Source organism: Clostridium sulfidigenes, from assembly GCF_052067195.1.
Classification (GTDB): domain Bacteria; phylum Bacillota; class Clostridia; order Clostridiales; family Clostridiaceae; genus Clostridium_J; species Clostridium_J sulfidigenes.
In genome coordinates, this window is record NZ_JBQHQR010000009.1 from 123684 (window position 1) to 136667 (window position 12984).

Consider the following 12984-nt stretch of genomic DNA (forward strand, 5'->3'; position numbering starts at 1 on the left):
CCCTTATCTTAGAGGATAAGGGTGTTTTTAGTTATAATAAAACTATTTAAAGAATAAATTTTACAGAATAAATTTAGATGGAGTGATAAGAGTGGATGAATTAAAAAAGTTATTAAGTGGTATTGAAGAGGTAAATAGAGAAGTAATGAATAATTCTAAGAATTACATAGATCATTTAAGCAAACCTATAGGAAGTTTAGGAGTCCTAGAAGAGATTGTTGTAAAACTTAGTGGTATTAAGGGTGAGCATATAAAAGAAATAAAAAAGAAAAATATAGTTATAATGTGTGCTGATAATGGAATTCAAGAATCAGGGGTTTCTTCATGCCCAAGAGAGGTAACAGCTACAGTTACAGAAAATTTTGTAAAGGGTACTACTGGAGTGTGTATATTGAGTAGATACTACAATAATGATACTACTGTGGTTGATATAGGAGTGGATAAGGAATTTACTGATCCTAGAATAATTAACAGAAAGATTAGATATGGTACAAGTAATATGACTAAAGGTCCTGCAATGACTAGGGAAGAAGCTATCAAAGCTATAAAGATAGGAATTGATATTGTTAAGGAGTTAAAAAATCAAGGATATGATTTAATAGGAACTGGTGAGATGGGAGTAGGTAATACAGCTACTTCTGCAGCTATAATAAGTGTATTCTCTGGAATTGATAGTGATTTAATAGTTGGTAAAGGCTCAGGTCTAACAGATGATGGATTGTCCCATAAAAAGGCTATGGTAAAAAAATCTATTGAAATAAATAAGCCTAACAAAAATGATGTAATAGATGTGCTTAGTAAGGTAGGTGGATTTGATATAGCTGGCCTTTGTGGAGTATTTTTAGGAGGTGCTATATATAAAGTGCCAGTGGTAATTGATGGGCTTATATCATCAGCTGCAGCTATTTGTGCAAAGGAATTAAGTTCAAAGGCTTCAGGGTATATGTTTGCATCTCACCTATCAGCAGAACCAGGAGCACAATATGCAATGAAAACTTTAGGACTTGAACCTATGTTTAGTTTAGGAATGAGATTAGGTGAAGGTAGTGGATGCCCAATAGCCTTTGGAATAATAGAGAGTGCTGTTTTTACTATGAATAATATGGATTCCTTTAATGAAGCTGGCATAGATAAAAAGGATTATATAGATATAAGAAAACAATAGAATATGAACCGGTGTAGATAGGTTACTTATATACAGCTTTTTATAAAGGAGTGTAGTAATTGAAAATATATATAGTTAGACACGGGGAAACAGAAGAAAATATAAAAAAGACTTACTATGGAGATATAGACTGTGAACTAACAGAAAAGGGAATTAAGCAAGCAGAATTGGTAGGAGAAAAATTGAAGCATATAAACTTTGATAAAGTGTTTTGTAGTGAAAAAAAAAGAGCAAAGGAAACCCTTAAAAAAATATATGAAGGAGAAGGGGTTAAAGTAGATTCTAGATTGAATGAAAGAAACTTTGGAATCTTTGAAGGAAAAAACTATAAGCAGTTACAAGATTCATTTAAGTTAGAATATGATACTTGGACAAATGATTGGAAGGAGTATTCCATAGAGAAGGGAGAGAGCTTTATAGAGGTTTATAATAGAGTGAAAAGCTTTATGGAAGAACTAAAAAAAGAATCAGTTGAGAATATACTTATTTGTACCCATGGAGGAATTATAAGAACAATATATACTTATATATTGGAAGGTAGTTTAGATAATTATTGGAGGTTTAATTCTAAAAATGCAGATTTGTCCATAATTAAATTAGAATACGGGTACTTTTATATTGATAGTATAATTCCAGTAGAATTTTAATATTAATTAATTTGTTTATGAGGATAAAAGAAGAGGAGAAAGAAAATGAGTAAATTAACTTTAGTTACTGGTGGATGTAGAAGTGGAAAAAGTAAATATGGAGAAAATCTACTTAAACATACTGATGATGTATTATATATAGCAACAGCTATAGTAACAGACGATGAAATGAAGCACAGAATAGAAAAGCATAAGGAAAGCAGAAATAAAAGTTGGCAAACCTTAGAAAGTTATAAAGACTTATATAAAAAAATAGAGAGATTTACTGAAAGATATATTTTTTTAGATTGCGTTACTATAATGACTACCAATTTAATGTTTGAAATCACTACAAATTACGATAATATAAGTGATGATGAAATAGATAAAATATGTAATAGCATAAAGAATGAATTTACATTATTCTTAGAAAAGTGTAAAGAGTTAGATAAGGAAGTTGTATTAATTACCAACGAAGTTGGATGGGGATTAGTGCCTGAAAACAAATTATCTAGAATTTTTAGAGATATTCAAGGTTTTATAAATCAACATGTAGCAAATATTTGTGATGAGGTATATTTAGTTTGTTGTGGACAAGGACTAAAAATAAAGGGATAGACGAGGAGCAGTGTTATGATTAAAAATTTGATAATTTTAGCTATAATAGCTATTATGGTATTAGGAGCCATAGGAAAAGAAAAGATTTTCTTTAATAATTTTCTTTTGTTATTCCAATTTATAACTAGAATACCAGTAAATATATCTCTGGCTTGTGAGAAAGAAAACTTTAAAAAAGCTACTTTATATTTTCCCGTAGTAGGAGCTATTCTTGGGGCTATTGAATATTTAATTTTTTATATTACATCTATATGGTTGCCATTACCTATGGTTGCTATAATTACAGTTATAGTTGGAATATTTATTACAGGTGGACTTCACATGGACGGACTAGGAGATACCTGTGATGGATTCTTTTCTTTTAGAAGTAGAGAGCGAATAATTGAGATAATGAAGGATAGTAGAGTAGGTTCTTTTGGAGTATTAGCCATGATTATAGATATAGCAGTTAAGGCTTTAGGAATATATTATATAGGAACAAAATCTATAGGTTATATGATAATAGTAGTACCAATGATAAGTAGATTATTTACTGTATTTATTGCTTTAATAGGAAAGTCAGCTAAAAAAGAAGGTACTGGGAATTTTTACATTGGAAATACTAATGGTGTATATTTTACAGGAGCATTAACTCTTACTTTACTTATTGGAAGTTTATTCTTTAATATTAAATATATTATTATACTTTTACTTGGCGGACTTATAGTTACTATAATATTTAATTTGTTTTGTAATAGCAAAATAGGAGGGCATTCTGGAGATACCCTGGGTGCCAATAATGAAATTGTTGAGCTAGCTTTATTTATACTAATTAGTAGTATGATTTTTTAAGAAAATAATGGTTATCTATATATTTTTAAATCTGGTATTGATATAATTATAATATTGTTTAGAAAATTGTATATAATTAATATTGTAGTTTGCATCTTGAATTTTAAATTTAGGATGCAAACTTAATTTAAATATTATATTACTTAAATGTTAGCTCCGTAGAGAGTTTTATATTTTTGAAAATTAGAATATTATATTAGAATTAAATATAATATAAAAATAAATATTAATTATGATTATAATTAATAATAAGCATATAATTATTGTTATTTGGAGGCAAGATTTATGAGTATAAAAATAATAACAGATAGTACTAGTTATATACCAAAGGAGCTCATAGAAAAATATGATATTACTGTAGTTTCTTTAGGTGTTGTTATAAATAATATAGCTAATAAAGAAATAGAAATTGAAAATGATAAGTTTTATAAAACCTTGGAGAAGTTAGATAGTATACCTACTTCATCTCAACCAAGTGTAGATGATTTGTTTAATAGCTTTGACCAGGTTATAGGTGAAGGACATGAAGCATTAGGAGTTTTTATATCCTCAGAAATGAGTGGTACATATGCTACTTGTAATCAACTAATAAAAACAATGATAATGGACAAATATCCTAAGGCTAGGATGGAAGTTATAGATTCAGCATCTAACTGTATGCAAATGGGATATGCAGTTTTAGAAGCAGCAAAACTGGCTCAGGAAGGTAAATCTATGGAGGAAGTTATAGCTGGAGTAGAGGCTATAAAGAGTAAGAGTAGGTTTTTATTTGTACCAGATACTTTAGAATATTTGAAAAAGGGTGGTCGTATAGGAGGAGCAGCCGCTTTATTTGGAGCACTTCTTCAAATTAGACCTATACTTACTGTAGAAGATGGAAAGACTTCAGTTTTTGATAAAGTTAGAACAAAACAGAAGGCAATACTTAAAATTATAGAAAAATTACAAAAGGATATAAAAAATAGAGGACTTGGACAGGTAATAGTTCATCACATAAACTGTGAAGAAGAGGGAAGGGCTCTAGCTAATAAAATCAAAGAAATATTAGGTATAGATGTAGATATACAATGCATTGGGCCTGTGATAGGCTGTCATGTAGGACCTAAAACTGTAGGAGTTGTTTATTATACTGAAAAATAAGATTGATATTTAAACATTAATAAAATTTATTTTATAAGGAGATGTTAAAGTGGATATTAAATCAAGAATTGAAAGTTTAAGAAGTTTAATGAAAGAAAGAAGTATAGACGCTTTTATTATTCCAAGTTCAGATAATCATGGAAGTGAGTATGTAAGTGACTATTTTAGAGTGAGACAATGGATTTCAGGATTTACTGGATCTGCTGGAACAGTTGTTATAACGGAGAAAGAAGCTCATTTATGGGTAGATGGAAGATATTTTCTTCAAGGGGAACAACAAATTCAAGGTACAGAATACATACTAGAACGTATGGGAGAATCAGGTGTTAAAACCTATACACAATGGATCTGTGATAATGTGAAAACAGGAGGTACTGTCAGCTTTAATGGAAAGGTGTTTACAGTTTCTCAGCTTCATGATTTAGAAGAAGCTTTTAAAGAAAAGGGGATTAAAACAAAACCTGAAGAAGATATTTTTGATATTATCTGGAAAGATAGGCCAACTATGCCTAATAATAAAATATTTATTCATGAAGATTCTTATGCAGGAAAAACTGTAGAAGAAAAGTTAACTTTAGTAAAAGAAGAAATGAAAAATATTAATGTAAATAACTTATTATTAGCATCTTTAGATGATATAGCATGGCTTCTAAATTTAAGAGGCGGAGATGTGGAATGTAATCCTGTATTCTTAAGTTATTTCTTAATTAGTGATGACAAGTATATTCTATATGTAGATAAGGAAAAATTAAATGAAAAAATTATAAATCTATTAAGTAGTAAATCAATATCTATAAAAGATTATAATGACATAGTATCAGATCTTAAGTTAATTAAAGGAAATATAACCTTTGATCCAAGCAAAACTAATGTATGGCTTAAGGGATCTATAAATAAAGAAGTTAACACAATAGAAAAAAGGAATATAACTACGGATTTAAAAGCTAGAAAAAATTCTGTAGAGCTTAAAAATATAGAAAATGCCCATATAAAAGATGGAATAGCTATGGTAAAGTTCATAAAGTGGGTAAAAGAAAATGTAAATAATGAAGAGATAACAGAAATATCAGCGGCTGAAAAACTAAAAAAACTTAGAGCAGAAGGTGAGGGTTTTATAGATATAAGCTTTGATACCATTGCGGGATATGGTCCTCATGGAGCTATAATTCACTACAAAGCATCTGAAGAGTCTAGTCTGAAACTACAACCAAAAGGATTGTTCCTAGTAGATTCTGGAGCTCAATATTTAGATGGAACTACGGATATTACAAGAACTATAGCCCTAGGTGAACTTACAGAAGAAGAAAAGGAAGATTATACTTTAGTTTTAAAAGGACATCTAAATCTGTCTACAGCAATATTCTTGGAAGGAACTCCGGGATGTAGTCTTGATGTTTTAGCAAGAAGAGCTCTTTGGAGCAAAGGATTAGACTTTAAACATGGAACAGGACATGGAGTTGGCTATTTACTTAATGTACATGAGGGTCCACAGGGGATAAGAAGAGAATTAAATCCAATTGCTTTAGAAGAAGGCATGATAGTATCTAATGAACCTGGAGTTTATAAAGCTGATAAACATGGGGTAAGAATTGAAAACTTAATAGCTGTTCAAGAAAAAGAAAAAAATGATTTTGGAAAATTTATGTGCTTTAAAGATTTAACTTTATGTCCTTATGAACTAGATGCAATAAATATATCTTTGCTTAATGAAGATGAAAAATCTTGGTTAAATGATTATCATAAAAAAGTATTAGAAAAGTTAAGTCCCTATTTATTAGAGGATGAGGTTTTATGGTTAAAAAATGCAACCAAAGAGATTTAAAAAAAGTAAGAAACCACAATGGATATTTGTGGTTTCTTATTTTTCTTACATATTTATTTTATTATGGTGAAAAATAAAATAAGATTACTTATTTAATAAGTAATTAGATAAAATTAAGTTTTTAAACTTAATTTAGCTACAAAGGAGGAAAAATAATGTCATCAAAGAAAGGTAGTACAGAAAAGTTATCTATCACAGCACTGATATTAATGATTTTTACATCTGTATATGGCTTTAATAATATGCCCAGGTCATACTATTTAATGGGGTATGGTTCAATACCCTTCTTCATTATAGCTGCAATATTATTCTTTATTCCATTTGCATTTATGATGGCTGAATATGGAGCCGCATTTAAAAATGAAACCGGAGGAATATATTCATGGATGGAGAAGTCGGTAAATGCTAAGTATGCATTTATAGGGACATTTATGTGGTATACGTCAACGGTAATATGGATGGTTAATGTATCTTCTGGAATATGGGTAACTTTATCTAATGCAATTTATGGTACAGATACAACTAGTACATGGAGTATATTTGGTTTTGGAGGGCGTCAAACGCTTGCCATACTTGCTGTTCTTTGGATTATATTTGTTACCTTCGTGTCAACTAAGGGGATAGAAAAAATTAAAAAGATTACTTCAGTAGGAGGTACAGCTGTAGCAGCACTTAATATATTGTTAATACTAGGTTCCATAGTTATATTAATAGGAAATGGTGGAGAATTAGCACAACCTATAGTTAATTCTACAACTTTCATATCATCGCCTAACCCAGCTTATCAAAGTTCAATATCAATATTATCATTTATGGTATTTGCTTTATTTGCCTTTGGTGGTATTGAGGTAGTTGGAGGATTGGTTGATCAAACGGATGAACCAGAAAAAAACTTTCCTAAAGGTCTTGCTATATCTGCTATAATCATAGCTGTTGGATATGCAGTAGGATTATTCTGTGTTGGAATATTTACAAATTGGGATGCTATACTTGGAACAAATGGTAAGTATGGAGATATAGTTCACATGGGAAATGTAGGTTATCTTATAATGAATAACTTAGGTTATCAATTTGGAGTAACCTTTGGAGCAACTGAAGCTATTTCAGTACAAATTGGTAACTGGATAGCTAGGTTTGTTGGATTATCAATGCTACTTGCTCTTACAGGAGCATTCTTTACTTTAACATATGCACCACTTAAGCAATTAATAGCAGGAACTCCTAAGGGGTTATTCCCCGATTCAGTTGCAAAAATGAAAAAAGGTATGCCTGTAAATGCAATGCTTATTCAAGCTATAGTAGTAATAATTATGATTTTATTAGTAGGATTTGGTGGAGAAGCTATGGAAGAATTCTTTAGTATTCTTGTAGCCATGACAAATGTAGCTATGACAATTCCATATATGTTTTTGTCTGGAGCGTTTATATCATTTAAAAGGAGAGAGAGAATACAGAAACCTTTCCAAGTTTTCAAAGGTAAAGGATTTATAATTCTTGTAACTATTGTAGTAACAGCTACAGTTGGATTTGCTAATTTTTTCTCAATAATCGAACCAGCTATGAATGGAGATATGGCTAAAACTATATGGAGCATTGCAGGACCAATAGTCTTTTCAATAGTTGCCTTAGTACTTTTTGCTAGATATGAAAAGAACTTAAAGAAAAATAATTAAGAAAAATTTGCAATGAAGAATATGTTCTAAAGATTATAAAGTTCAGATAAATAATATCTGGACTTTATTTTATAAAAACATTTAAATATAAAATTTATTATTATAGAAGTTTTAATATGTCTTTTATTTTGGTGAAAATTTTATAAACATTTATTTATATTTATCAAATTTATTTATAAATTATAAACTTAGCTAGACAATGCTTAGGTATTGAGTAATAATATTAATATCAAGTGAAACTTAGCTTAGAAGGAGTTTTATCTCCATTGAAGTTTAGTTGAACATATACTCAAATAGTCAGTAGCTCTAGTTGATGACATTATTATTCCTTACATGGTAGCTAACCACAGTGTTAAAGCAGCTAGGCTCTATATAAAAAGTTAAATTAAACAAAGAGGTGGAACGGTTGAATAAAATCATAGGAAGCAAAATTAAAGAACTTAGAACTAATAAAAAGATGACATTAAAGGAACTAAGCGAAAAAACATCTTTATCTACTGGGTTTTTATCTCAATTAGAAAGAGGTCTTACCAGTATAGCTACAGATTCTTTACTTAATATAGCAGAAGCTTTAGATGTTGAATTATCTTACTTTTTACTATCAACTAGTAAGAGGAGAGAAAGATTTATACAAAAGAGTTACGAAAGAGATATATATAAAATAGATAATGCCCTTCATATTAATTATGTATTATCAAATAATCCTGAAGATAAAACTATATTGCCTAGATTAATTGAAATATTGCCTACCAATACAGAGGAGAATTTAAATACTTATCAGCATGAAGGTGAAGAATTTATATATGTATTAGAAGGAATTATAACTTTATTCATAAATGATGAAAAGCAGTATCTTTACCCCGGTGATTCAGCACATTTTAAATCTTCTATTAATCATAACTATGCAAACTATACTAATAAAATATGCAAAATTTTAGTTGCAAGTGTTCCTAATCCTGCAGCAACTAGCAAAAAGTAACATCATATAAAATATAGACAAATGTCATGTATGACTAAATAAAATAAGGAGAGTGAATGAATTGTCTTTAAAAAAACAGATGAAATTCCTTCAGCAGTGTGAAAACAACTTAGGTAAATTGAATTTTTATCTAGATATTACAGACAGTAAGATTACCTGTGAACCTTGCTTAATGGTAAAGCATTATTATAACTGGTGTGTTAAAAATATATTTAGAATAGATGTAAATGAAGTAAACCTTACTGAGTTTTTTAAAAAAATTATAGAAAAGTTAGATTATAAAGTAATTGGGAATATGGAGTATGAGGATTTTAGAAATCTTATAGTATCATACTACTCACTAGGAGAAATATATTTTGAGAGAAAAGAATTTGAATTATCAAAGGATTACTTTTCTAAAGTAATAGAGGTCATGGAGGAATTCTTAAAAAGTGGAAATAAATTTCAAACCGAAGAAATTCAATGTAAAAGCGGAGTAGTATTTTTTGAACTATTAATGTGGGCAAGAAAAAATCTTGGTGATATGGTTGAAGTTGAAGAAGCTTTATACTTATATGAAAGTATAATTGGAGAAGAAGAAATATTATACATACAAAAAAACTATTGTGTATATAGAGCAAGTAAAGAATTAAACATTATAGATAAAGCAAATGAGGCAGCTAGAAATGTAATAAAAATATTATCTTCATTTAAAGGAATAAATATAGATGTTGTAGAGTATTTTACAACAGAAAAATCTTACTCTAATGCCATAGATATCTCAATAGAGGAATATTGTAAGGATAGTATCCCTCATTGGATAAATGCAATGAATACTATATGCACAAAAGCACAATCCCTAGATATAGAATGTGTAGATAAGATTATAAAGTTCTGTAATATATTAATGGAAGATCTTAAAATTGTAGAATGGAGTACTTTAATTTTAAGCTTATACAAAGGTATCAGACAAGAGGAAGAGCAACTTATTAAAGTATTAAGTTATCTAAGACAAAGTTTTAAAATTATAGATTATAAACACGGAGATTTTATAAATTGTTCTCAAGCAGTATGTGTGTTAAATGAAATTTATGAAGATATAAGAATAAGAAAGTATAAAGAAGTATTTTTAAGAGAGTATGAATTTGACTTTGCATTTTATTTAATGAATGCTGCGGTTCAAAACAATAATTATGAAAAAGCAATTGAAACTTCAACTAAGTTATCTTCCATAATCAATATATTTAATATAAATAAAGAGCTACTTAATTATATAGAAGAATGTAAAGAAATATCTATAGATGGAACTAAAAGGGAAAACTATAATTTAAGAGAATATCCTTGGCTATACTTATATAATAATGCAAAAGACATATGTACAAGCTATGGTATAGAATCTAAATTTGATACTAGTGACTTTATTAGAAGTAGTAGTAAAAAAACAATAATAGGTATTAATGCAATTCAAGATAGAGAGGTAGAAGAAACTTTAAACAATATTGTTGGAGAAAAGATCTTTTTACAAGATAAGGATATTGTGTTTATTAGCAATGAACAACTTGAGTTAAAATCATATATTAAAGATTATTATAGTTGTGAAGTTATTACAAAGAATAATTTATTAAGAGATCCTAATAAATGTATTATAACTTATGATAAGTCTATTCATGGTAAAATGGCAGATAAAAATATTATTGTAATAGATGGTCATAAAGAGTTAAGGGATATTGATGTAACTTATATTAAACATATATTGGAAGATTGTAACAATTCTATATTGGCTATTCTTATTAATACAAAAAGTAGTGATTATAAGGCTGAAGCATTAAGTTATAATAAAGCTTTATTGGAAAATATGCTAGATTATAAAAGAGAAATTATATTATTTGACCAAAAAGACTTTTTTGATTCTAGAGAGTTATTAGAAACACTTATAGGACAAACTTCAGAAAATATAATAAATATGAAATTTAATGACTTTAAGACCAATATAAATAAAACTTTAGATGGAATTAGAGAAGACATAAAATTTAAAAATGGAGTTTATAAGGAAAGAAGATATACCCTTAAGGAATGTGTATCAGAATATATAAACCTAGCAGATGAAGTTAAATCAAACTATAATGAATTTCTTACAAAAATTCAGGGTGATATAGAGTTTTTAGGAAAATATGCTGAAGAAAAGATATCAATAATTATCCCTGATCTCATAGAAAAAAAACTAGATGCTATAGATGACTTAGAAGAAACTTCAACACTAAAGGATAAGGCTGAAAAGATATTTAGTGAAACTATTGTAAATTGGTGTAATAAAAATATATATGATTTAATGTTAGAGCAATTTGAGGTTTATATAACTAAGTATTCAAAGCTCTATGGATACCATCAAGAGACTATAGAAAAGATAAAGGATAATAGAGATACTGTAATATCTGCCTATGGTGATTTTACAAGTAAAATTAAACCCATAGATATAAAACCACTTGAAGAGCTACTGAAGGAATTTTTAGTATTACATGATGAATTCTTAAATAGTATTAATTATGAAGTTACTGTAATACCAAATGAGAAATTCTTAAGTACAGTAGCTGGTGGAATTAAGGTAATGTTTATGAAGTCAGAAGAAAAGGCAGAAAGTACTAGAATAAAAATTAAAAATCAAGTCATAGAAAATAAGGATAATATTGCTGCTATATTAAGCAATAATATAATGGAAAACTTAAGAGGACTTTCAGACAAGTTAAAGGAAGAAATAAAAGATATATTTGAAGGAACTCTAAATGATATTACAATAGATAAAAATATAGTTGAGCAAGCAGAGATGGATATGACAAAATCTCATGAAGAGATTACTAAAAAGAATGAGGAATTAGAAGTTCTTATGAAATTTGTAGATGTAGAGGTATTAAAATATATCAAACAACTTGATCATAATATGGTATATAATAATAGTAAATGCTATAAATTGGTTTAAAAAAATGGCTATGGGACTACCATAGCCATTTATTATTCTTTTATTTCATAATTATTATTTGTAAGGGTAAATGCTTTTTTAAAGCCATTAGTTAGGTATAGTTCATGGTTCTTAGTTATAAAAATTGCCTCAACATCATCTAATGAGTTAATAAGTTTTAAACCTTCATCTACCCCAAGGGCAAATAAAGTAGTTGATAGAGAATCACCATCTATAGAGTTATTAGATAATATAGACACACCTAAGATGTTGTTGTCATATGGATAACCTGTATCTGGACTTAGAATATGGTGATAGTTTTTACCATCATGCTCAAAGTATCTTTCATACACTCCAGAGGTTACAATAGATTTATTACTAACACTTACAAATCCAATAGTATCACTACCGGATTTTTCAGGGTTTTGAACTCCTACCTTCCAAGGGGTACCATCTATCTTGTCACCGAGTACATAAATATTACCACCTAAATCAATAATTGCACTGGATACTTCAGCATTTTTTAGAATTTTAACTATTTCATCAGCAGCATAGCCCTTTGCAATTGCACCTAAGTCTATAATCATATTGGAATCTTTTAAAAATATACTTTTTTTTGATTCATCTATTTGAATTTTATTATAATCGATTAAAGCTTTTTTTTCATTAATTTCTTTTTCTGAGGGAAGCTTAGCATTGTCTGTACCAATTCCCCATAACTTTACCAAAGGTCCAATAGTGATATCTAGTGAACCACCAGACAGTTTAGAATATTCCAGTCCTTTTTTTACCACATTAAAAGTATCATTACTAACCTCAACAGGTTCTATTCCTGCCATATTATTTACTTCATCCAATTCGGTATTAGACTTACTTATACTTAATATATTTTCTAGTTCTCTTAAACGAGCAAAAGATTCATCTATTATAGTTGTATCACTTTTATCATATATGGTTATGGTACACACTGTACCAATGACTAGCTCTGTTTTACTAATTGGCTTAATAGGTAATCTTTGATTTGCACATCCTGCAACAATAATAATAGTTATAAATAGAACTAAAATGCAAGAAAGTTTTTTAAAAAGTTTCATAGGGACCTCCTTAGTTATATGCATAGTAATATAAAGTTTTAATATTTAAATAAAAAAATTTATATATTGTTAAAACATTATTAAAGTGAATTATATCTTTATAT

10 protein-coding genes are annotated in these 12984 nt (G+C 28.5%); 9 read left to right on the top strand and 1 reads right to left on the bottom strand.

Going from position 1 to position 12984, the window contains the following annotated elements; translation table 11 throughout:
• Positions 1-91 precede the first annotated feature (91 nt).
• The 9 genes from cobT to ACTNBA_RS12145 all read left to right on the top strand — a co-directional run bounded on the left by cobT (position 92) and on the right by ACTNBA_RS12145 (position 11807).
• Complete coding sequence (cobT, locus tag ACTNBA_RS12105; RefSeq protein ID WP_035130612.1) at positions 92-1165, top strand: nicotinate-nucleotide--dimethylbenzimidazole phosphoribosyltransferase; 1074 nt, start codon at positions 92-94, stop codon at positions 1163-1165.
• A gap of 59 nt (positions 1166-1224) precedes the next feature.
• On the top strand, positions 1225-1812 hold the full coding sequence (cobC, locus tag ACTNBA_RS12110; protein WP_035130614.1) for an alpha-ribazole phosphatase: 588 nt from the start codon (positions 1225-1227) through the stop codon (positions 1810-1812).
• 45 nt (positions 1813-1857) lie between these two features.
• Positions 1858-2409, top strand: coding sequence for a bifunctional adenosylcobinamide kinase/adenosylcobinamide-phosphate guanylyltransferase (cobU, locus tag ACTNBA_RS12115; RefSeq protein WP_441074355.1), 552 nt, complete (start codon positions 1858-1860; stop codon positions 2407-2409).
• A 15-nt stretch (positions 2410-2424) separates the two neighbouring features.
• Positions 2425-3240 carry an adenosylcobinamide-GDP ribazoletransferase gene (gene cobS, locus ACTNBA_RS12120; protein WP_051823907.1) on the top strand — a complete coding sequence of 272 codons (816 nt, stop codon included), beginning with the start codon at positions 2425-2427 and terminating at the stop codon, positions 3238-3240.
• Positions 3241-3525: 285 nt separating this feature from the next.
• Positions 3526-4380: a DegV family protein gene (locus tag ACTNBA_RS12125; protein ID WP_441074356.1), complete on the top strand. Its 855-nt coding sequence runs from the start codon at positions 3526-3528 to the stop codon at positions 4378-4380.
• 49 nt (positions 4381-4429) lie between these two features.
• Entirely contained in the window at positions 4430-6202 is a 1773-nt protein-coding gene (locus ACTNBA_RS12130; RefSeq protein WP_441074358.1) for an aminopeptidase P family protein, read from the top strand.
• 155 nt (positions 6203-6357) lie between these two features.
• On the top strand, positions 6358-7875 hold the full coding sequence (gene yjeM / locus ACTNBA_RS12135; RefSeq protein ID WP_441074359.1) for a glutamate/gamma-aminobutyrate family transporter YjeM: 1518 nt from the start codon (positions 6358-6360) through the stop codon (positions 7873-7875).
• A gap of 406 nt (positions 7876-8281) precedes the next feature.
• Positions 8282-8854, top strand: coding sequence for a helix-turn-helix domain-containing protein (locus ACTNBA_RS12140; protein ID WP_035135100.1), 573 nt, complete (start codon positions 8282-8284; stop codon positions 8852-8854).
• A gap of 61 nt (positions 8855-8915) precedes the next feature.
• Entirely contained in the window at positions 8916-11807 is a 2892-nt protein-coding gene (locus ACTNBA_RS12145; RefSeq protein ID WP_441074362.1) for a hypothetical protein, read from the top strand.
• 32 nt (positions 11808-11839) lie between these two features.
• Here ACTNBA_RS12145 and ACTNBA_RS12150 read toward each other — a convergent pair whose 3' ends face one another.
• On the bottom strand, positions 11840-12880 hold the full coding sequence (locus ACTNBA_RS12150) for an FAD:protein FMN transferase (RefSeq protein ID WP_441074364.1): 1041 nt from the start codon (positions 12878-12880) through the stop codon (positions 11840-11842).
• Positions 12881-12984 lie beyond the last annotated feature (104 nt).